15 protein-coding genes and 5 pseudogenes are annotated in these 22604 nt (G+C 36.4%); all 20 read left to right on the top strand.

All coding sequences use genetic code 11. The features are described from left to right. The first annotated feature begins 19 nt into the window (after positions 1-19). The 20 genes and pseudogenes from LC087_RS04805 to LC087_RS04710 all read left to right on the top strand — a co-directional run bounded on the left by LC087_RS04805 (position 20) and on the right by LC087_RS04710 (position 22561). Positions 20-748, top strand: coding sequence for a GntR family transcriptional regulator (locus LC087_RS04805; protein ID WP_226538284.1), 729 nt, complete (start codon positions 20-22; stop codon positions 746-748). Positions 749-953: 205 nt separating this feature from the next. After that, positions 954-2039, top strand: a complete 1086-nt coding sequence (locus LC087_RS04800) for a BMP family lipoprotein (protein ID WP_226538283.1) — start codon at positions 954-956, stop codon at positions 2037-2039. A gap of 97 nt (positions 2040-2136) precedes the next feature. Continuing rightward, positions 2137-3667, top strand: a pseudogene (locus LC087_RS04795) (ABC transporter ATP-binding protein). A 13-nt stretch (positions 3668-3680) separates the two neighbouring features. Further along, positions 3681-4721, top strand: a complete 1041-nt coding sequence (locus LC087_RS04790; RefSeq protein WP_306020768.1) for an ABC transporter permease — start codon at positions 3681-3683, stop codon at positions 4719-4721. After that, on the top strand, positions 4722-5681 hold the full coding sequence (locus LC087_RS04785; RefSeq protein ID WP_226538281.1) for an ABC transporter permease: 960 nt from the start codon (positions 4722-4724) through the stop codon (positions 5679-5681). 361 nt (positions 5682-6042) lie between these two features. Further along, a complete protein-coding gene (yfmF, locus tag LC087_RS04780; RefSeq protein WP_226538280.1) occupies positions 6043-7314 on the top strand; it encodes an EF-P 5-aminopentanol modification-associated protein YfmF in 1272 nt (423 codons plus the stop codon). Continuing rightward, positions 7311-8593 (top strand): annotated as a pseudogene (gene yfmH / locus LC087_RS04775) (EF-P 5-aminopentanol modification-associated protein YfmH). The gene yfmF and the pseudogene yfmH overlap by 4 nt, the downstream one beginning before the upstream one ends. Before the next feature lie 227 nt (positions 8594-8820). After that, a complete protein-coding gene (gene ymfI / locus LC087_RS04770; RefSeq protein WP_226538278.1) occupies positions 8821-9522 on the top strand; it encodes an elongation factor P 5-aminopentanone reductase in 702 nt (233 codons plus the stop codon). A 97-nt stretch (positions 9523-9619) separates the two neighbouring features. Further along, positions 9620-9877 carry a DUF3243 domain-containing protein gene (locus LC087_RS04765; RefSeq protein WP_226538277.1) on the top strand — a complete coding sequence of 86 codons (258 nt, stop codon included), beginning with the start codon at positions 9620-9622 and terminating at the stop codon, positions 9875-9877. A gap of 316 nt (positions 9878-10193) precedes the next feature. Next, positions 10194-10983 (top strand): annotated as a pseudogene (locus LC087_RS04760) (DUF3388 domain-containing protein). Between the two features lie 20 nt (positions 10984-11003). Beyond that, entirely contained in the window at positions 11004-11873 is an 870-nt protein-coding gene (locus tag LC087_RS04755) for a helix-turn-helix domain-containing protein (RefSeq protein ID WP_226538275.1), read from the top strand. Positions 11874-11925: 52 nt separating this feature from the next. Further along, positions 11926-12504 carry a CDP-diacylglycerol--glycerol-3-phosphate 3-phosphatidyltransferase gene (gene pgsA / locus LC087_RS04750; RefSeq protein WP_226538274.1) on the top strand — a complete coding sequence of 193 codons (579 nt, stop codon included), beginning with the start codon at positions 11926-11928 and terminating at the stop codon, positions 12502-12504. A 40-nt stretch (positions 12505-12544) separates the two neighbouring features. Beyond that, a complete protein-coding gene (locus tag LC087_RS04745) occupies positions 12545-13789 on the top strand; it encodes a competence/damage-inducible protein A (protein ID WP_226538273.1) in 1245 nt (414 codons plus the stop codon). A 571-nt stretch (positions 13790-14360) separates the two neighbouring features. Next, complete coding sequence (gene recA, locus LC087_RS04740) at positions 14361-15404, top strand: recombinase RecA (RefSeq protein WP_226538272.1); 1044 nt, start codon at positions 14361-14363, stop codon at positions 15402-15404. A gap of 302 nt (positions 15405-15706) precedes the next feature. After that, positions 15707-17270: pseudogene (rny, locus tag LC087_RS04735) on the top strand (ribonuclease Y). Positions 17271-17354: 84 nt separating this feature from the next. Continuing rightward, positions 17355-18154 (top strand): annotated as a pseudogene (locus LC087_RS04730) (TIGR00282 family metallophosphoesterase). Between the two features lie 174 nt (positions 18155-18328). Then, positions 18329-18589, top strand: a complete 261-nt coding sequence (gene spoVS / locus LC087_RS04725) for a stage V sporulation protein SpoVS (RefSeq protein ID WP_119116493.1) — start codon at positions 18329-18331, stop codon at positions 18587-18589. 271 nt (positions 18590-18860) lie between these two features. After that, on the top strand, positions 18861-19784 hold the full coding sequence (locus LC087_RS04720) for a dipeptidase (protein WP_226538270.1): 924 nt from the start codon (positions 18861-18863) through the stop codon (positions 19782-19784). A 173-nt stretch (positions 19785-19957) separates the two neighbouring features. After that, positions 19958-21694, top strand: a complete 1737-nt coding sequence (locus LC087_RS04715) for a 2-oxoacid:acceptor oxidoreductase subunit alpha (protein WP_226538269.1) — start codon at positions 19958-19960, stop codon at positions 21692-21694. After that, positions 21695-22561: a 2-oxoacid:ferredoxin oxidoreductase subunit beta gene (locus LC087_RS04710; RefSeq protein WP_226538268.1), complete on the top strand. Its 867-nt coding sequence runs from the start codon at positions 21695-21697 to the stop codon at positions 22559-22561. The last annotated feature ends 43 nt before the right edge of the window (positions 22562-22604 follow it).

Below are 22604 nucleotides of genomic sequence, written 5' to 3'. Positions count from 1 at the left end.
TTTTCGGAGGAGTATTACAATGAGCATAAAATCGGATAATCGTCACTTATATTTACAAGTAATAGATTTTATTAAAGAAAATATAGAAAGCGGGGTTTATAAGGAGAAAGATAAACTCCCTTCTGAATTCGAATTATCGAAACGTCTTGGCGTAAGCCGAGCTACTTTAAGAGAGGCTTTAAGAATCTTAGAAGAAGAAAACGTTATTGTGAGAAAACATGGGGTAGGTACCTTTGTTAATACAAAGCCTGTGTTTACTTCTGGTATTGAAGAATTAGACAGTGTTACTGGAATGATTGAAAAAGGTGATATGTCGCCAGGTACCGTTTTTCTCTCAACGTCGCTTGTTAATCCATCAGATGAAGATCTAAAACATTTGCGTTGTGACTATAATGACGAAATTCTTCAATTGGAACGTGTACGGACAGCAAACGAAGAACCTGTTGTCTATTGTTTAGATCGAATTCCTAAAAATATTTTACCCCCGCAATTTGTTCATGATAAAGAATCTCTATTGCAGCTTTTAGAAGATGATGCAGGGCACTTTATTAGTTATGCTGTCACTCATATTGAACCTTTAGGCTATCATGACAAAATCTCTCCAATATTAGAATGCGATTGTGATACATCCTTGCTCTTATTAAAGCAAGTTCACTACGATGATCAAGATCGACCTGTCTTATTCTCTTATAACTATTTTAGAGCAGATAAATTTAGCTTCCATGTTGTTAGAAAACGATTAACATAAAGGTTTTGCTGTGCATAACGAGACTGACTAAAAAGAAAGCTCGTATGGACAGCCTTTTTCAAAAACTAGTCAAAAAGACCTATATTGATATAACTCCATGAAGGCATTAGTGTTGCAGTCAATCATTTTAAGGGGGTGATCAACTCAAAAATGAATGGTTGTTCATTCATATGTAAATTTTTATTTAAAATTAGGGGGAAATGAAATGAAAAAAACAAAAACGATTGCGCTATCCTTACTATTAGCGACAAGTGCCATTTTATCTGCATGTGGAAGTGGAAGTGAAGAAACGACTGGAGAATCGAACGATAAAAAAGTGGAAGAAAAAAGTGATTTTACTGTTGCGATGGTAACAGACAGTGGTGGGGTAGATGATAAATCATTTAACCAATCTGCTTGGGAAGGAATAACAGAGTTTGGAGAAGAGAATGGATTAGAGAAAGGAAAAGACGGTTATGATTACTTGCAATCAAATAGTGATCAAGATTATTTACCTAACTTAAATAAACTAGCTCGTAGTGGTTTTGACCTAGTATATGGAATTGGTTACTTACTACAAGAGCCTGTAAGTGAAATAGCAGAACAAAAGCCAGATACAAAGTTTGCTATAGTGGACCAAGTGGTTGAAAAGGATAATGTTGCTAGTATCACATTTAAAGAACATGAAGGATCATTTCTTGTAGGAGTAGTTGCAGGTTTAACAACAAAGACAAATGAAATTGGTTTTGTCGGAGGTATGGAGCTTCCTTTAATTAAAAAGTTCGAAGCTGGTTTTATTGCTGGAGTAAAAGAAGTCAATCCAGATGCAAAAGTAACGGTACAATATGCTGGAAACTTTAATAATGCAAGTGATGGAAAAACGATCGCAAACAGTATGTATAGTAAAGACATCGATATCATCTATCATGCGGCTGGAGCAACTGGAAATGGAGTGTTTACAGAAGCGATTGATTTAAAAGCGAAAGATATTAACCGAGAGCTATGGGTCATTGGTGTAGATAAGGATCAACATGAAGAAGGAAATGGAAAAACAAAAGATGGAGAAGAGTTTAACATAACGTTAACGTCGATGGTTAAACGTGTGGACGTTGCTGTAAAAGACTTAGCTGAAAAAACAAAAGAAGATAATTTTCCCGGTGGTGAAATTATTGAGTATGGGTTAACAGAAGGCGGAATTGGTATTGCCCCGACTCAAGACAATGTTTCTGAAGATGTCCTAGCAGAAGTAGAAAAATTCAAAGAAAAAATAATTAATGGTGAGATTGAGGTTCCAACTGAACCAGTAGAATAAAATGAAGTGACATTAAGAGTTTACTTAATGAATGGCCTATCTTTTAGATAGGCATTCATTTTTCTTCCATCTCATACTTAAGGGGGGTTTGACTACGTTGGACTATGTAATTGAGATGCTTGGTATCCGCAAAGAATTCCCAGGAATTGTGGCAAATGATAATGTCAATTTACAATTAAAAAAGGGAGAAATTCATGCTTTACTAGGTGAGAATGGTGCGGGTAAGTCAACGTTGATGAATGTTTTATTTGGCTTGTACCAACCTGAAAAGGGAGAAATAAAAATGAATGGTCAGCCTGTGAAAATTACTAATCCTACTATCGCCAATAATCTAGGGATAGGAATGGTACATCAACATTTCATGCTGGTGGATACGTTTACAGTTACCGAGAATATTATTTTAGGACGTGAACCGAAGAAAAATACAAAAATAAATATGAATGAAGCAAGGAAAAAAGTGAAAGAGATCTCAGAAAAATATAAATTGAAGGTTGACCCTGATGCAAAAATTGCGGATATATCAGTAGGTATGCAACAAAGGGTAGAGATATTAAAAACACTTTATCGAGGCGCAGATATTTTAATTTTAGATGAACCTACAGCCGTGTTAACTCCTCAAGAAATCCATGAGCTTAGTCAAATCATGAAGGAATTAATAAAAGAGGGAAAATCGATTATTTTAATTACACATAAATTAAAAGAAATCATGCAAGTCTGTGATCGAGTCACGGTTATTCGTAAAGGTCAAGGGATAGGAACATTATCAGTCAAGGATACGAATGTAAATGAATTAGCTTCCTTAATGGTTGGACGTGAAGTCCAATTTAAGACGGAGAAAAAAAAGGCCGTACCTAAAGGTAATGTTTTAGAGATTAAAGACTTGACCGTTAAGGATAGTAGAAATATAAACGCGGTAAACGCCTTGAATTTAACTGTTAAGGCAGGGGAAATCGTTGGGATTGCAGGTGTGGATGGAAATGGTCAAACTGAGTTGATAGAAGCTTTAACTGGATTAAAAAAAACGTATTCTGGAACCATTTCAATCAATGGAAAAGAAATTCAAAACTTATCACCTAGAAAAAGGACGGAATCGGGGATTGGACATATACCACAAGACCGTCAAAAGCATGGATTAATTTTAGACTTTCCAATCGGGGAAAATTTAGTCCTCCAAACGTATTATCAGTCTCCAAATTCAAAAAATGGTTTTCTAAACTATAAAGCTATTTATCAAAAAGCGAATCGATTAATAAAGGAATTCGATGTAAGAACACCTAGTTCTTCTACACTCGCTCGATCTTTATCTGGAGGGGAATCAACAAAAAGCCATTATTTCTAGGGAAGTGGATAGAGACCCTAATTTGTTAATTGCTGCACAGCCAACGAGAGGCTTAGATGTAGGGGCAATTGAAACCATTCATAGACGTTTAATTGAACAGAGGGATAATGGAAAAGCCGTTTTGCTAGTATCGTTTGAACTAGATGAAATTTTAAATGTAAGTGATCGAATTGCTGTTATATATGAAGGGGAAATTGTTGCGATTGTAAATCCAAAAGAAACGACAGAACAAGAATTAGGTTTATTAATGGCAGGTAGTCAGAAAAGAGGTGGAGGTCATGTTCAATGATTTGAATAAAAAATTGTTAGATTCATTGAAAAACTTGGTTATTCCTTTTATTGCTGTTTTGTTGGGCCTGTTATTTGGCGGAATCATTATGTGGGTGAGCGGTTATGATCCAATAGAAGGCTATAGAGCCCTTATATATGGCATGGTTGGCGATCGATATAACATTGGTGAAACGCTTAGGCAAGTTACACCATACATACTTTCTGGACTTGCTGTAGCCTTTGCTTTTAGAACTGGCTTGTTCAACATTGGTGTAGAAGGACAATTGATTGTAGGTTGGCTTGCAGCTGTGTGGGTAGGGGTTAGTTTTGAATTGCCACCTGGAGTTCACAGCGTAATGGCTATTTTGGCTGGTGCACTTGCAGGAGCCTTGTGGGGATTTATCCCGGGAATATTAAAAGCGCGTTTTCGTGTTCATGAAGTTATTGTAACCATTATGATGAATTATATTGCCTTGCATGTGACAAACGCACTTATTCATACCGTTCTTTCAGACAATGGAGATAAAACAGAAAAAATTTATGAAAGCGCCTCATTACGTTCGAGCTTTTTAGAGCAGATGACGGATTATTCACGACTTCATTGGGGCATTTTTATTGCTTTATTAGGTTGTGTGATTATGTGGTTAATTTTAGAAAAGACAACCATGGGATTTGAGCTGAGAGCTGTTGGGTTTAATCATGCATCAGAATATGCAGGGATGAATGTCAATCGTAATATTGTAGTATCCATGATTATTTCAGGTGCATTTGCAGGTGTAGCTGGAGCGATGGAAGGACTCGGAACATTTGAATATGCATCTGTTAAAGGAAGCTTTACAGGTATTGGATTTGATGGGATTGCCGTTGCACTTTTAGGAGGAAATACAGCCATTGGCGTGTTAGCAGCAGCCCTATTATTTGGTGGCTTAAAGGTAGGCTCATTAAATATGCCATTAGAAGCAGGTGTTCCTAATGAGGTCATTGATATCGTGATCGCACTAATTATTTTCTTTGTTGCATCGAATTATTTTATTCGCTGGCTTCTACTCCGTTTTAAAAAGGAGGAGAAATAAATGAGTTTAATTGATATTCTCAATATTATTATTCCTACGACCTTATTTGTTGCAGCGCCACTTATTTTCACGGCACTAGGAGGGGTGTTTAGTGAAAGGTCTGGTGTTGTCAATATTGGCTTGGAAGGATTAATGGTGGTAGGCGCATTTGTTAGTATTGTGTTTAACCTAACGTTTGCCGATACGTTTGGGAATCTAACACCTTGGCTAGCGATCTTAGCGGCGATGGTAGTTGGAGCTTTATTTTCATTGTTTCACGCTGTAGCCTCTATTTCATTTCGAGCTGATCAAGTTGTAAGTGGAGTAGCATTAAACTTTTTAGCAGTAGGATTGACGTTATTCTTAGTGAAGCTTCTATACGATAAAGGTCAAACGGATCGGATTACAACTAGCTTTAGTAAGATGGACGTTCCATTTTTAAGTGATATACCGATAGTAGGGAAGATGTTCTTTTCAGGAGGTTATATTACTTCTTATTTAGCTATTATTGCGGCGATTATTGTTTGGTATGTCATTTTTAAAACACCATTTGGACTTAGATTGCGTTCAGTAGGTGAGCATCCGCTGGCTGCTGACACAATGGGAATCAATGTAGTGAAAATGCGTTATATTGCTGTCATGATCAGTGGTGGGTTTGCTGGAATTGGCGGAGCTGTATACTCAGAAATCATTTCGAGAGATTTTAGCCATGCAACCATTAGTGGACAAGGTTTTATGGCATTAGCAGCAATGATTTTTGGTAAATGGCATCCTTTAGGGGCGTTAGGTGCAGCCTTATTTTTTGGGTTTGCTCAAGGACTTAGTATAGTTGGTTCAAGCTTACCTGTTATACAAGATATTCCTTCTGTTTATTTATTAATTGCCCCTTATGTCTTGACAATTTTGGCTTTAGCGGGCTTTATTGGTCGGGCAGATTCACCGAAAGCATTGGGTATGCCTTATGAAAAGGGAAAGAGATAACCTTATTAGAGGCTGTTCAAAAAGTCATGAAAAATTGCTGTCGAATAACTTTGTTGGTTTGTTTTTCCGCTCCTCATGTACAGAGTACGTACACTCCGAGTGCTCAAAGCTACACCGCCTCGTTCTTCTCGGCTCTTTTTCCCCTACTTTTTGAACACGCACTATTAGACGATAAATTCTCTTTACGAAAGACACCTATCAAAGGTGTCTTTCGTTGTAATTAAAGTACCATGATATAGCAATAATATTTCCTTTATTCAACTGCTATTGCTATAATGACATTAATAAAATTGTTTTGAATCGCTTAGATTAATAAAGTTAAATTAGGTTATAGTAAAAGTAAAAAACAAGGAGGTCTAGAATGGACTACTTAAAAGAACATCGCTCACAAGTTGGTGGGGTAACGTTACATACAGTTAAAACAACGAAGTTTAAAACGAATGCAATTACTTTAAAATTTAAAGCTCCTTTAAAAGAGGAAACATCTACGTTAAGAGCACTTCTCCCACATGTATTACAAAGGGGAACAAAATCTCATCCAAATTCAATGAGCTTAAGAAAATACCTAGATGATCTTTACGGTGCAGCTTTAAATGTAGATTTAGCGAAAAAAGGAGAGGAACATATCATTTCGATTCGATTAGATATACCAAACGAGAAATTCCTCTCCGATAAAACGCCCCTTTTATCAAAAGGGATCGAGCTTTTAGCAGAATTTGTAGAAAAGCGAGAACACCCCTTTGATGAAGCCGTGGTCGAACAAGAAAAAGCAAATTTAAAACAACGTATTACGGCAGTATACGATGATAAAATGAGATATGCCAATTTAAGACTGGTTCAAGAAATGTGTGAAGGCGAGCCTTATGCTCTGCATGTTAACGGAGAACTAGATCGAGTTGATCAAATTCAATCAGAGCAACTTTTTAGCTATTATAATAAAGTGATCTCTGAGGATAAGATCGATTTGTTTGTAGTAGGGGATATTGATGAATATACAGTGAACGAAACAGTTGATCGCTCATTTCATCTTAAAACAACACCAAAAGAACGAGAGGTTAAACAGACTGCAACAAATATAGTGGAAGTAAATGAAGTTGTTGAAGAACAAGATGTTAGCCAAGGAAAGCTGAACATCGGTTTTCGAACAAATGTTAGTTATGGTTCTGATCAATATTTTGCTCTTCAATTATTTAACGGGATCTTCGGTGGATTCTCTCATTCAAAACTGTTTCGGAATGTGAGGGAGAAGGAAAGTTTAGCCTATTATGCAGCATCAAGAGTGGAAAGTCATAAAGGATTATTGATGGTCATGTCAGGTATTGATGTTGGGAACTTTAATAAAGCAGTTACGATTATTAAAGAGCAATTTAAGGAGATGCAAGCAGGGAATTTTTCAGATGAAGAAATTTCCCAAACGAAGGCCGTTATTAAAAATCAACTTTTAGAAACGATTGATACTTCTTTTGGGATGGTGGAACTTTTATATCACAATGTCATTGCAGGTACAGATCGTTCATTTCAACAGTTAATTGAGGGGATCGATAGAGTTGACAAGAATGATATTGAAAAAGTTGCGAGCCAAATTCAGTTGGATACGATTTATTTTTTAAAAGGAGGAGGGAATGCTCGATGAAAACAATTCCTTTTAAACAACTTCAAGAAAATCTTTATTATGAAAAAATGGCTAATGGGCTTGATGTTTATGTATTACCTAAGGAAGATTTTAATAAAACATATGCGACTTTTACGACAAAATATGGCTCTATTGATAATGAGTTTATCCCTTTAGGTAGTAAAGACATGAAAAAGGTTCCTGATGGTATTGCACACTTTTTAGAGCATAAGTTATTTGAGAAGGAAGAGGGGGATGTGTTCCATGACTTCAGTAGACAAGGCGCATCTGCCAATGCATTCACTTCATTTACAAGAACGGCTTATTTATTTTCAAGTACGGATAATGTCGAAAAAAATTTAGAGACGTTAATTGACTTTGTTCAAGATCCTTATTTTACAGAGGAGACTGTAGAAAAAGAAAAGGGAATCATTGGCCAAGAGATCCAAATGTATCAAGATAATCCTGATTGGAGAGCTTACTTTGGCGTCATTCAAAACCTTTATGATAAACACCCTGTACATATTGATATAGCTGGAACGGTTGAATCGATAGACACTATTACGAAAGATCTTCTTTATGAATGTTACCACACTTTTTATCATCCGAGTAACATGCTTGTCTTCGTTGTAGGTCCAGTTGATCCAGAAAAGATTATTAATCAAATAAAAGAAAATCAAGATTCTAAAAAAATATCAGCTTCAAGAAGACATCAAACGAGAAATCGTCGATGAAAAACAGGCGGTTGCTGAAAAATCACAAGTGATTACCATGAATGTTCAGTCCTCTAAATGTTTAGTGGGGTTAAAGGCTCATAACCCATTTAGAAAAGGATCTGAACTATTAAAGCATGAGCTTGCGATGAATATGTTATTAGATCTGCTTTTTAGTAAAAGCTCAAATACGTATCAACATTTATATGAATTAGGATTAATTGATGATTCCTTTAGTTATGACTATACAGAAGAATATAGCTTCGGTTTTGCCATTATTGGGGGGAGATTCGAGTAAACCAGATGAGTTAGCAGAACATATTCAAAATGTACTACTTAAGGCAACTGATTATATTTCAGAAGAGCAATTACAATTAGTTAAGAAGAAAAATATCGGTTCTTTTTTAAGGTCTTTAAATTCTCCTGAATTTATTGCTAATCAGTTCACGAGATATGCCTTTAATGAAATGGATTTATTTGATGTAGTTCCTATGCTAGAAAGTATTACATTTAACGACATTAACCAAGTCATATCAGAAACAATCAAGGCAGAATATCTAACTGTATGCAAAGTAGTCCCGAAGTAAGAAAAGCGGAAGCGCCCGTTTAGCGAGGAAGGGGTATAAACGAAGACTATTTACAAAGGATCATCAACTAAGTACAGCCAAGACGTCCGAGCTAACGATGAGGCTAGCACTTCCTCTGCGTGTAAAAACTTCCGAGTCGCTGGGCGCAGGAGCTAGACACTAAAATAAGCGGAAGCTGTCACCTTTATGCTGACAGCTTTTATTATGTAAAAATGCAGGTGAATGATATGAAAACAGCTTTAGTTACAGGAGCAAGTGGTGGTATTGGTTTAGAGATCGTACAAAAATTATTGGCCGACGGTTACATCGTTTTTGCTCACTATTTTGCAAACGCCCGTCCACTTGAGCAACTTAAGGATGAATGTTTATTTCCTATCCAGTCCGATCTATCGACTATAGAAGGTGTTTCACAACTAGTTAAGTCAATCGGTCATGTTGATGCGCTTGTTCTTAATAGTGGAACGGACCTTATTGGAATGATTCAAGATGTTTCTGAGCAAAAGTTAGACCATTTAATACATTTACATTTAAAAAGTCCTTTTATGCTCGTGAAGAAATTGATTCCTTCGATGATACAAAACAAAAAAGGATCGATTGTTGTTACATCTTCCATATGGGGGCAAACTGGAGCTGCACTAGAAGTAGCGTATTCAATGGTAAAAGGAGGCCAAATTTCTTTTGTAAAAGCGTTAGCTAAGGAATTGGCAATGTCTAACATACGAGTGAATGCCATTGCTCCAGGCGCTATCCAAACAAAGATGATGGATGTTTATTCAAAAGAAGAGCTCGAAACTATAGAGGAAGAAATCCCAATGGGGAGGCTTGGTGATGCTAAAGAAGTAGCTAGTGCAGTGTCTTATTTATTATCGGACGAAGCTAGTTATATCACCGGACAAGTGTTGTCAGTTAATGGAGGGTGGTATTGTTAAAGAGATTGTTCAAAAAATGAGAGGAATATAGTATAAATGATCAAATCAATGCCAAACTAACCTTGTAATACTTCACTTTTTAAGGAGGTATATTGACATGTCTGTTTTAGAAAACTGGGATCAATGGAAGGATTTTTTAGGTGACAGGCTTCATAGTGCTGAACATGAAGGAGTAAATCAAGAGATGATATCTTCATTAGCCTATGAAATCGGTAGCTATTTAGCCGAAAGTGTGGAGGCGAAAAATCCACAAGAGAAAGTATTAGCAGATCTATGGAGTGTTGCTTCTAGTGAGGAACAGCATGCCATTGCTAATATGATGGTGAAACTTGTTCAAAATAATGGAACACACTAAAGGGGATGGTTTATACATCCTCTTTTTACATTGGTTTTAATCTAAATTGATGTTTATCATTTTTTATTTCATCATATAATATTTAGACACATACAGTGTTATAAAAGATTTTTACGCCATTTTAAAGTAAAAAGGATGCGAATTATTGGGAGATCAGCTACTATTGTTTCTTTTTTGTAATCATAATATTAGAAATGATTGTTATTCTGTTTTATATTATGCATATTATTTAATGTCAATAAATAAATTGCCTTTCTTAAATGAAGAAAATCCCTTATTATTAATAGTAAAGGTGAGTTTTTTAGGGGGCTACTTTATGAATAAAGAATGGTACTTAGAATATCAAATACAAAAGAACCGGCCCGGTTTACTTGGAGATATATCTTCTCTTTTAGGAATGCTCTCTATTAATATTATTACAATTAACGGTGTGGATGATTCGAGACGGGGGGCTTCTTCTAAAGTGCGAGCAATACGAACAAATCAAGCGCTTAGAATCAATTTTGTTAACAATGAATAATATCGTTGTTACAAAGCTTAGAGAACCTAAATTAAGAGATCGTTTAGCTGTTCGTCATGGGCGATACATACAACGAGATGCTGATGATAAGAAGACTTTTCGCTTCGTACGTGATGAATTAGGGCTTCTAGTTGATTTTCTTGCTGAGCTATTTAAAAAGGATGGTCATAAACTCATTGGAATTAGAGGGATGCCTAGGGTTGGAAAAACAGAGTCAATTGTGGCTTCAAGCGTTTGTGCGAATAAAAAATGGCTTTTTGTTTCATCCACCTTATTAAAACAAACGATCCGTAGCCAGTTAATTGCTGATGAGTATAGCGAAGAAAATGTTTTTATTATTGATGGCATCGTTTCTACAAGAAGAGGATCAGAGCGTCATTTGCAACTTGTCCGTGAAATCATGAGGCTTTCATCCACAAAGGTTGTTGAGCATCCAGATATTTTTATTCAAAATACCGAGTACACATTAAAGGATTTCGATTATATAATTGAATTGAGGAATTCATCTGACGAAGTGATTACATATGAGGAAACTGAAGATCACAGGTTATTTGATCATTCAGGTTTTAATGGATTTGATTTTTAAGCATTGGAAGGTGTTTGTTTTTGGGAGAACTAGGAAATCGTTTGAAAGAAGCGAGGGTTGAAAAAAATTACACTTTAGATGATATACAACGTCTAACGAAAATACAAAAACGTTATCTAATTGCCATTGAAGAAGGGAATTATGATATATTACCAGGAAAGTTTTATATTAGAGCTTTTATTAAACAATATGCTGAAGCTGTTGATTTGGATGTAGAAGAGTTATTTCAAGAATTTCAAAAAGAGATTCCTTCTACAAATAATCAAGAACGTACAGATGTAGTTGCACAAATGCATTCAACGGGGGAACTGTCAAAACCATTTGCTAAGCTATTAGACCTTTTACCTAAGTTGTTTGTTTGGATTATCATCATAATGATTTTAGTATTTATTTATTGGGCGTTTAGAGCATATTGGCCAGGTTCTAGTCAAACGTCTCCTGAAGAAAAGACAATGGTAGAACAAAGCAGTGAATTAAATAATGAGGAGAGCGACCAGGAAGAACCGGCGGAAAAGCCTGTAGATGAGGAGCAAGATCAGCCTGAAGAAGAAGAGAAGACTCCTGAGGTAGATCTAAAAGTAGGGGAAGCTGAATCAGGCTTTGAAGGGGTTTATGAGCTTTTAAATGCTGATTCATTTGAGGTGGAAATAGAAGCTGTAAATTCAAAAACATGGGTTAGAATTACGAATGATAACGAAGAAAAACTGTTTGAAGGTGAGATTCCAGAAGGTGAAAAAAGAAATATACCTTTAAAGGACAGTTCGTTCACCACCATAAGAATTGGAAGTATTCCAAATACAATAATAAAAGTAAATGGAATTAATTTAGAGTACCAATCTGAGGATTTTCCTCAAAATATAAAAATTATAAATAAACAAGCTGAACAATAAAAGTCATCGAAGGCCGATGGCTTTTATTGTGATAGTGATGGAGGAAATGAAAATGAACTTACCAAATAAAATTACTATTAGTCGAATTATGCTTATTCCAATATTTATGATCTTAATGCTTGTCGACTTTAATTGGGGCACCATTCAAGTTGGCAATGAAGCACTACCAATCTCTCATTTAGCGGGCGCGATATTATTTATTATTGCATCCACTACTGATTGGATTGATGGACATTTGGCAAGAAAACATAACTTAGTCACCAATTTAGGGAAGTTTTTAGATCCACTAGCTGATAAACTATTAGTTTCTTCGGCGCTAATTATTTTAGTACAGCTCAGATTAGCTCCATCATGGATCGTTATTATTATCATTAGTAGGGAATTTGCTGTAACAGGGTTAAGATTAGTTCTTGCTGGTAGCGGAGAAGTGGTTGCCGCAAATATGCTCGGGAAAATTAAAACTTGGACGCAAATTGTTGCCGTATCAGCACTTTTATTACATAACATTCCATTTAATTTGATCCATATTCCAGTCGCGACGATCTTTTTATGGATCGCTACATTTTTTACTGTTATTTCAGGTTGGGACTATTTTGCGAAAAACAAAGATGCGTTTATTCATTCTAAGTAATTAATAAATAATAGACTAGGTTTTAAAAGGGGGAAGAATGATGAACGCAGAAATAATCGCGGTAGGTTCGGAATTACTACTTGGTCAAATCGCCAATACAAACGCTCAATTTATTAGTGAATATCTTGCTGAGATGGGTGTGGATGTTTATTATCATACAGTTGTAGGAGATAATGAACAAAGGCTTTTAGATGCTTTAAACGTGGCAGAAAAAAGGGCATCTCTTATCATACTAACTGGAGGATTAGGTCCGACCAAAGATGATTTAACAAAAGAAACGGTATCAAAACGGTTGGGAATTCCTTTAATATACGATGAACCATCACTAAACTTTATAAAAGGCTACTACCAAAAAGTAAATAAAGAAATGCCTCAAAATAATAAAAAGCAAGCGCTCGTTTTAGAAGGTGCCCATGTTCTTAAAAATGATTATGGAATGGCACCGGGTATGGCTTTAAACTATCACGATCACTATTATTTGTTACTACCTGGGCCACCAAGTGAAATGAAACCAATGGTTTTGAATTATGTAGTTCCTTATGTAAAAGAACAATTAAAAATGGAAGAGATGATTAAGTCAAGAGTCTTGCGATTTTTTGGGATCGGGGAATCGAAATTAGAAGAAGACATACTCGATCTTTTAGAAATGCAAAAAAATCCAACCATTGCTCCTTTAGCTAAAAGCGGTGAGGTAACTCTTCGTCTAACTGCAAAAGGCAAGGAGAGAAATGAAATCGATGAAAATCTGGATCATCTTGAACAAAAAATCCATGCAAGAGTAGGAAATTATTTTTACGGCTATGGTGAGACGACTTTACCGATTGAGTTGATGAAAAAGTTGACTGAAAGTAAACAAACGATCGCTGCCGCTGAAAGTTTAACTGGAGGCCTTTTTTCACAATGGATCTCGGCAATATCGGGCGCTTCTTCTGTTTTCAAAGGAAGCATTGTGTCGTATTCGAACGAGGTGAAAATGACAGTTCTAGGTGTTCCAACAGATCTGATCGAAAAACACGGAGTAGTAAGTGAACAATGTGCAAAAGCAATGGCAGAGAAGGTAAGAAAAATATCGAATACGGATATTGGGATCAGTTTTACTGGGGTTGCAGGTCCAGAAGCGCTTGAGGATCATGAACCTGGTACAGTCTATGTTGGGTTATCTATAAGAAACCAACAAACGGAAGCATTTTCTTTGAAGTTATCTGGAACAAGGGAAATGATTAGAAGGTATTCAGCAAATTATGGTTGTTATATTTTATTAAAGAGGCTGTTCAAAAAGTCCTAGAAAAAATTGAAGTCGAATAACTTTGTTGTCTCGCTATTCCACTCCTCATGTACAAAGAACGTACACTGTGGTGCTCATAGCTCCGTCGCCTCGTTCTTCTCGGCTCTTTTTTCCTTACTTTTTGAACACACACTTAAAGAGGCTGTTACACACTTAAATAAAATGTTTTCTGTATTTGAGAGTTAAAAATAGTCTTAATACATCCTATTAAAATTAAATTTTCTAGTGTAATAATGTTTTTTTTAAAAATATAAAAAACGAACATTTATTCGTTTTTCACTTGGCAAATAGAAAAAATAACGGTATAGTAAGGATAGTGGAAATTAGAAAAGCTGAAGGGCTTTGAAAAGACACGATAAGCATAAGATGCGATTATCAAGTATCAAAGAACGTCAACTAAGTGCAATCACTTCTTGTGACTAACGCCTGCGCTAGAACATCCTGTTCATCGCTGTATGTTCTAGGACTAAATACTAACGAAAGCACTGTTTAAATATTCTTAAACTTACCGTTTAATTGAAAGAGTTTTGTTAATTGCAAAGCTCCATACAGGGATAGGAGGAAAAATAATATGAGTGATCGCCAAGCTGCTTTAGATATGGCACTTAAACAAATAGAAAAACAATTCGGTAAAGGATCGATAATGAAGTTAGGTGAGCAAACAGACAGAAAAGTCTCGACTGTCCCAAGTGGATCTCTAGCACTAGATGCTGCATTAGGTATAGGTGGGTATCCTCGTGGACGAATCATTGAAACATATGGTCCAGAAAGCTCAGGTAAAACGACTGTTGCATTGCACGCGATAGCAGAGGTTCAGGCTCAAGGAGGCCAAGCTGCATTTATTGATGCTGAGCATGCTTTAGACCCTACCTATGCTAAAAACTTAGGTGTAAACATTGAAGAATTATTACTTTCACAGCCTGACACAGGGGAACAAGCGCTTGAAATTGCTGAAGCCTTAGTAAGAAGTGGAGCTGTAGATATTATCGTCATTGACTCAGTGGCGGCATTAGTTCCTAAGGCTGAAATAGAAGGTGAAATGGGAGATGCGCATGTTGGGCTTCAAGCAAGACTCATGTCTCAAGCATTAAGAAAGTTATCAGGTGCCATTAATAAATCGAAAACAATTGCCATCTTTATAAACCAAATTCGTGAAAAGGTTGGTGTCATGTTTGGGAATCCAGAAACGACACCTGGTGGAAGAGCGTTAAAGTTTTACTCATCTGTCCGTCTAGAGGTTAGAAGAGCTGAAACGTTAAAACAAGGAAATGAAATGGTAGGAAATAAGACGAGAATTAAAGTTGTCAAAAACAAAGTGGCACCGCCATTTCGAACAGCTGAAGTCGACATCATGTATGGAGAAGGGATATCTAAAGAAGGTGAAATTATCGATTTAGGTTCTAATTTAGATATTATTCAAAAAAGTGGTTCTTGGTATTCTTATAATGATGAAAGACTAGGTCAAGGTAGAGAAAATGCGAAGCTGTTCCTTAAAGAAAACCCAGATATACTTCAAACTGTTCAAGAAGAAATCCGTAAACATTACGGTTTGCAAACAGGTGCAGACGAGTTAGAGGAAGGTCAAGAGCAGCTTGAACTAGATGAAAATAAATAAGAATGAACGATTAAAACCAGACAAAGTCTGGTTTTAATTTTTTATGAATAAAGCAAGTTAAGAAATTCGTTAATAAATAAAAAATGTGTTACAATAATGAAGATTGTAGTTTCATATAGAGGAATTTTTACTTACTTATTGCTTGCTTGACAATAAAAATTCCCACAATTACAATTAGATTGTATATTTAACACTTCGTAGATTAGCGATTAAAGCGCTGACTTTGAACTTAAAGAATGTACATGCTAACCAATTTAAATGAAATGAAATGAATAAAGTTCATAGCAAGAGGAGGTGACATTATGGATCTGTTATGGTGGATCATCTCCATTTTGCTCCTTATCGTCGGTGTCGTTGTTGGCTATTTTATCAGGAAAGTATTTGCAGAGGCTAAAATAGCGGGAGCTACCGCTGCCGCAACGCAAATTTTAGATGATGCTAAGCGTGAAGCTGAAGCAACAAAGAAAGAAGCTTTGTTAGAAGCAAAAGACGAAATTCATAAACTGCGAACAGAAGCAGAAAAAGAAATACGTGATCGCCGAAATGAGCTTCAAAAACTTGAAAATCGGTTAGTTCAAAAAGAAGAGAACTTAGATCGAAAAGACAGCACTTTAAATAAACGTGAGAATACACTTGAACAAAAAGAAGGTGTACTGACGGATAAACAACAGCATATTGAAGAGATGGAAAGCAAAGTGGACGAGATGGTACGTAAACAGCAATCCGAGCTTGAACGTATTTCCGGCTTAACAAAAGATCAGGCCAAATCGATTATTCTTGACCGTTCGGAAAAGGAGCTTTCTCATGAAGTAGCTGTGAAAATTAAGGAAGCAGAGCAACATGCGAAAGAAGAATCAGATAAAAAAGCAAAAGAGATTCTATCGCTTGCCTTACAAAGATGCGCAGCAGATCATGTAGCAGAAACAACCGTGTCTGTAGTCAATTTACCGAATGATGAAATGAAAGGTCGTATTATTGGTCGAGAAGGTCGCAACATCCGTACACTGGAAACTTTAACTGGGATCGATTTAATCATTGACGACACTCCAGAAGCGGTGATTTTATCAGGATTTGATCCAATTCGTCGAGAGACGGCTAGGATTGCATTAGATAAACTCGTTCAAGACGGAAGAATTCATCCGGCACGAATTGAGGAAATGGTTGAAAAGTCTCGTAGAGAAGTGGATGAATACATTCGTGAGGCAGGTGAACAAACCACCTTTGAGGTAGGAGTTCATGGACTTCATCCAGACTTAATTAAAATTTTAGGAAGACTAAAATTTAGAACAAGTTATGGTCAGAATGTGTTAAAGCACTCAATAGAGGTTGCCTTTTTAACAGGTTTAATGGCAGCAGAATTGGGAGAAGACCAAATGCTCGCACGAAGAGCAGGATTGCTTCATGATATAGGAAAAGCAATAGACCATGAGGTAGAAGGAAGTCATGTTGAAATAGGTGTTGAACTTGCTACCAAGTATAAAGAGCATCCTGTTGTAATTAATAGTATTGCTTCACATCATGGAGATACAGAAGCAACATCTGTTATTGCAGTGTTAGTCGCAGCAGCGAGCAGACGCCTTATCTGCCGCACGTCCTGGTGCAAGAAGTGAGACACTTGAAAATTATATTAAACGTTTAGAAAAACTAGAAGAAATTTCCGAATCTCATGCAGGAGTTGAAAAATCTTTTGCTATCCAAGCAGGGAGAGAAATTCGAATATTAGTGAAGCCTGATTCAGTGGATGACCTTGAAGCACACCGTTTAGCTAGAGATATCCGAAAGCAGATTGAGAATGATTTGGACTATCCAGGGCACATTAAAATTACGGTAATACGTGAAACAAGGGCTGTTGAGTATGCGAAATAAAGTGGTGCTTTAAGTGCCACTTTATTTTTGTGTAGATAGTATTTGAAATTTCAAAATAGAATACATAAGAAAGGGTTACATAAAATGAAAATATTATTTATAGGTGATGTAGTTGGATCACCCGGTCGTGAAATGTTAGGTGAGTATTTACCTAAGTTAAAGAATAAATATAGACCTGATTTGACGATTGTCAATGGAGAAAATGGCTGCGCATGGCAAAGGAATTACGCAAAAAAATTTATCATCAAATTCGTGAAACTGGTGCGCAAATCATTACTTTAGGAAATCACGCATGGGATAAAAGGGAAATATTTGAGTTCATAGATGAAGCGAAATTTTTAGTTAGGCCTGCCAATTATCCTGAAGGAACACCAGGGAAAGGGATTGCTTTTTATCCCTTATCTGGAAATAAAGAAGTGGCGGTTATTAACCTTCAAGGGAGAACCTTTTTACCTGCAATTGATGACCCATTTAAAGTGATCGAGCCATTGGTCGAAGAGGCTTCAAAAAGGACAAACTATATTTTTGTTGATTTTCATGCTGAAGCGACAAGTGAAAAGCAAGCGATAGGCTGGTTTCTTGACGGAAAAGTGTCTGCAGTAGTAGGAACACATACTCATGTTCAAACCGCAGACAACCGTGTCCTTTCACAAGGAACTGCCTATATTTCAGATGTAGGAATGACAGGACCTTATGACGGTGTACTAGGTGTAAATAAAGAAGCAGTGATAAAAAAGTTTCAGACAAGCCTGCCTGTTAGATTTGATGTTGACACTGGTCGAACACAATTAAGTGGAGTTGTGATTCAAATTGATGATCGCACGGGGAAATCTAAGAAAATTGACCGAATTTTAATTAATGACGATCATATGTTTTTTGAGTAAATCGTCCTTAATTTTAGAATTTTTTGAAAAAGGCTTTTACAATGCAGGAATACTGTTACTCCTTAGTGAATATAGTATTTATTAGAAAACCATCTTAGGGTCAAGTAGACCTTGTATTTGCAATTATTCTAATAATGTCTGTTCTAACGAATGGAAAATAAGGAGGAACTCTAATTGGAAATATTGAAAGTATCAGCGAAATCAAATCCAAATTCTGTTGCAGGTGCTTTAGCAGGAGTTTTACGTGAAAGAGGAGCTGCGGAAATTCAAGCGATAGGAGCAGGTGCCTTAAACCAAGCGGTTAAAGCAGTAGCAATTGCACGTGGGTTTGTTGCACCTAGTGGAGTTGATTTAATTTGTATTCCAGCCTTTACTGATATACAAATTGATGGTGAAGAACGTACGGCAATTAAGCTGATTATTGAACCTCGATAAAATAGAAATGAAACTTGAAAAAAACAATTACTATGAGCCTGTTTGCCTTTAGGTAAGCAGGTTCATTTTTACAGAGTAAGAAAGTATACCCTCATGTCCAAAATGACAATCTATACGCATGATTTCTTTCAATCAGTTTCTTATGAAAAATGAAATCCTGAGAAAAACAGAAATATTTAGAGAAAACGTTACTTTAATGAGGGAGTATATAAATAGGTCTCTATTTAGCTTGCGGTTTTCTTAAGATCAGCTCTTAAATGGTGGTGAATTGATGAGAAGGTTTGATGCCCATTGTGACTTATTGTTTAAGCTTTGGAAAGATCCATCGATAAATGAATGGGACGATCCAAGGTTGCAAACGACAATATCAATGCTAAAGGAAAGTCAACAATCTATACAATGTTTAGCTATATTTGTGCCTGAAACGATTCCTAGTGATCAAAAATGGGATATTGCCCTTGCGCAAATAGACATCTTTTATAAGAAGATTTTTCATAAATATTCATTTATTAAACTTATTCTCTTAAAGGAGGATATAAAAAAAATTCAAACTGATGAAATAGGGATTATTCTTACTTTAGAAGGATGTGAAGCACTTGGTGATCAACCTTCTCGGCTTAATCATTTATACCATTTAGGAATCCGCTCGGTAGGATTAACGTGGAATTTTTCCAACTTAGTTGCAGATGGTGCGCTTGAAAAATCAAGAGGTGGGTTATCGCTTTATGGACAAAAAGTGTGTGAACTACTCAATTCCTTTAAAATATGGACAGACTTATCGCACTTAAACGAAAAAAGCTTTTGGGATGTCATGACAGTAGCTAAATATCCTGTAGCTACTCATTCAAATGCTTATAAAATTTGTCCTCATCCAAGAAATTTAACCGATGAGCAGCTTCTCGAAATGGCCAACAAAAATGGAGTAATTGGTGTAACCTTTGTACCAGAATTTTTAAATGAAAACCGATTTGTAAAACTGTCGGATGTATTAAAACATATTGATTATATAGGTTCAATAGTTGGAGATGACCATATAGGGTTAGGTTCAGATTTTGATGGGATGGATGGATGTGTTGCTGAATTAGAAAGATATGATTGTTATTCCAATTTGATTGAGCTCTTGCAACAACATTATTCGGAAACCGTAGTAAAGAAGATATTGTTTGAAAATTTCATGACTCGTTTTATTGCCTAAAACATTCCGAAAAATCGGATTTTTCGAAAAAATAAGGGTTTTCTCTTGTTTTTTTTTGTCATTAAGTCTAAAATGGAAGCGTTTAGATCTATCAAATATTATTCATATACTAATAGTATGAAGGAGAAATTTTTGCAGAAAACTTTCAAGCAGTCTTAAAAGGGGTGTAGAAAATGATGGATCAACTTTCATGGAAAGTTGGAGGTCAACAAGGTGAGGGTATTGAAAGTACAGGAGAAGTTTTTGCTACTACTTTAAACAGGTTAGGCTATCATTTGTATGGATATCGGCATTTTTCCTCTCGTATAAAAGGAGGACATACAAATAATAAAATAAGGGTGAGTACAAGTCCAGTTAGAGCGATTTCCGATGATCTAGACATTTTAGTTGCTTTTGATCAAGAAACAATTGATGTAAATAGCAGAGAGTTAAGGAAAGGTGGAATTATTTTGGCTGATGCCAAATGTAAGCCTTCCATAGAGGAGAATGAGCACATTACTCTTTACTCTGTTCCTTTTACGGAAATTGCAACGGAACTTGGCACTTCATTAATGAAGAATATGGTTGCTATAGGGGCAACAAGTGCCGTATTAGATTTAAATCCTTCCCTTTTTAAAGAAGTAGTGATAGATACATATGGAAAAAAAGGGGAGAAGGTTGTTGAAAATAATATGAAGGCTATTGAAGCAGGTGCTTCCTTTTTAAAAGATGAACTAGGGTTTGATCGAACGGACTTATTCTTAAACGAAGCGGACGGACATAAACGAATGTTTATGATCGGAAATGATGCCATTGCTCTAGGAGCGCTGGCGGGGGGGTCTCGCTTTATGGCTGCTTATCCCATTACACCGGCATCAGAAATTATGGAATACTTAATAAGTAAACTACCTCAATTTGGAGGTGCGGTCATTCAGACAGAAGATGAGATAGCCGCATGTACAATGGCGATTGGCTCTAATTATGCAGGAGCTAGAAGTTTTACTGCCTCAGCAGGTCCTGGTTTATCATTGATGATGGAAGCCATTGGATTAGCAGGGATGACGGAGACCCCTCTCGTTATTATAGATACCCAAAGAGGGGGACCGAGTACGGGTTTACCAACAAAACAAGAACAATCCGATTTGTTAGCCATAGTTTATGGTACGCATGGAGAAATTCCGAAAGTGGTGATTGCACCAAGTACCGTACAAGAGGCGTTTTACGATACGATTGAAGCTTTTAATATTGCGGAAGAATTCCAGTGCCCAGTTATCATTTTGACTGACTTGCAACTTTCGTTAGGGAAACAAACGGTTGAACCTTTAGATTATAGCAAGATTCATATTAGACGTGGAAAGCTCATGACAGATGGAGTCGGAAATACAGAGGAAAAAGAATATTTTAAGAGATACGAGTTGACGGAGGAAGGTGTTTCAGAACGAGTACTTCCAGGAACGAAAGACGCTATTTTTCATGTGACAGGTGTTGAACATGATGAAACTGGAAAACCTTCGGAATCTGCGCTTAACCGCAAGCAACAAATGGAAAAGCGAATGAGGAAGCTACAGAACCTTTCTTTTAAAAATGCGATCCATTCGGTTGAAAACTTTGAGAGTCCTGATGTGTTGTTAATCGGTTTTATTTCTACTAGAGGAGCAATTGAAGAAGCGATGAATAGATTAATAGAAGAAGGTTTATCTGTCAATCACGTTCATATTAGACTCATTCATCCGTTTCCTAATGAAGAAGTTTTCAAAGAAATGCAAAAGGCGAAGAAAGTAATTGTTGTCGAAAATAATGCAACAGCTCAATTGGCTAATTTAATCAAAATGAATGTTGGTTTTTCAGAAAAGATTACTTCCCTTCTGAAATATGACGGCACTCCATTTTTACCTAGTGATATTTATTCTTTTGTAAAGGAGTTTAAATAAATGGCTACGTTTAAAGAGTTTCGTAATCAAGTAAAGCCGAATTGGTGTCCAGGCTGTGGTGATTTTTCTGTTCAAGCGGCTATTCAGCGGGCAGCAGCAAATACTGGATTAGAACCACATCAATTATCCATTGTCTCAGGTATTGGATGCTCAGGGAGAATATCAGGCTATATTAACTCGTATGGTTTTCATGGAATTCACGGAAGAGCGTTGCCGATTGCGCAAGGTGTGAAAATGGCCAATCGCGATTTAACGGTTATTGCCTCTGGTGGAGATGGTGATGGCTTTGCGATTGGGATGGGACATACGATTCATGCCATTCGTAGAAATATAGATATTACCTATATTGTCATGGATAATCAAATATACGGTTTAACAAAAGGGCAAACCTCTCCTCGTAGTGAAGTTGGCTTTAAAACGAAAAGTACACCTGAAGGGTCAATCGAGGCGCCTGTTTCTGTTATTGAAATGGCTTTAACCGCTGGTTCTACCTTCATAGCCCAAAGTTTTTCCACAGATTTAAAAGATTTAACATCATTAATTGAGCAAGGAATCAATCATAAAGGTTTTTCATTTATCAATGTCTTTAGCCCTTGTGTGACGTACAATAAAGTGAACACATATGACTGGTTTAAGAAAAATTTAACAAAATTGAAAGATATTGAGGATTATAATCCAAATGACCGCTTAAAAGCAATGCAAACGGTCATGGAGCACGACGGTTTGGTAACAGGTCTTATCTATCAGAACAAAAACCAACCTTCCTACCAAGAGCTTTTAGAAGGTTACAGTGAAAAACCGTTAAAAGATCTAGAATTATCCTTAGAGAAGAATCAATTTGACAAGTTAGTTTCAGAGTTTATGTAAACTTATAGGGGGCCTACTTTTTTATGGTAGGTCCCAAAAAGAT

This window comes from Bacillus carboniphilus, assembly GCF_020524035.2.
Classification (GTDB): Bacteria; Bacillota; Bacilli; order Bacillales; family JAIVKR01; genus Bacillus_CC.
The sequence above is the reverse complement of the archived record's forward strand: the minus strand, read 5'-3'. Positions and strand labels throughout refer to the sequence as shown.

Bases quoted from the DNA above. Each gene is read 5' to 3' on its own strand.
- LC087_RS04805 (WP_226538284.1), top strand. From the start codon at position 20: ATGAGCATAAAATCGGATAATCGTCACTTATATTTACAAGTAATAGAT.
- LC087_RS04800 (WP_226538283.1), top strand. From the start codon at position 954: ATGAAAAAAACAAAAACGATTGCGCTATCCTTACTATTAGCGACAAGT.
- LC087_RS04785 (WP_226538281.1), top strand. From the start codon at position 4,722: ATGAGTTTAATTGATATTCTCAATATTATTATTCCTACGACCTTATTT.
- yfmF (WP_226538280.1), top strand. From the start codon at position 6,043: ATGGACTACTTAAAAGAACATCGCTCACAAGTTGGTGGGGTAACGTTA.
- ymfI (WP_226538278.1), top strand. From the start codon at position 8,821: ATGAAAACAGCTTTAGTTACAGGAGCAAGTGGTGGTATTGGTTTAGAG.
- LC087_RS04765 (WP_226538277.1), top strand. From the start codon at position 9,620: ATGTCTGTTTTAGAAAACTGGGATCAATGGAAGGATTTTTTAGGTGAC.
- pgsA (WP_226538274.1), top strand. From the start codon at position 11,926: ATGAACTTACCAAATAAAATTACTATTAGTCGAATTATGCTTATTCCA.
- LC087_RS04745 (WP_226538273.1), top strand. From the start codon at position 12,545: ATGAACGCAGAAATAATCGCGGTAGGTTCGGAATTACTACTTGGTCAA.
- recA (WP_226538272.1), top strand. From the start codon at position 14,361: ATGAGTGATCGCCAAGCTGCTTTAGATATGGCACTTAAACAAATAGAA.
- LC087_RS04720 (WP_226538270.1), top strand. From the start codon at position 18,861: ATGAGAAGGTTTGATGCCCATTGTGACTTATTGTTTAAGCTTTGGAAA.
- LC087_RS04715 (WP_226538269.1), top strand. From the start codon at position 19,958: ATGATGGATCAACTTTCATGGAAAGTTGGAGGTCAACAAGGTGAGGGT.
- LC087_RS04710 (WP_226538268.1), top strand. From the start codon at position 21,695: ATGGCTACGTTTAAAGAGTTTCGTAATCAAGTAAAGCCGAATTGGTGT.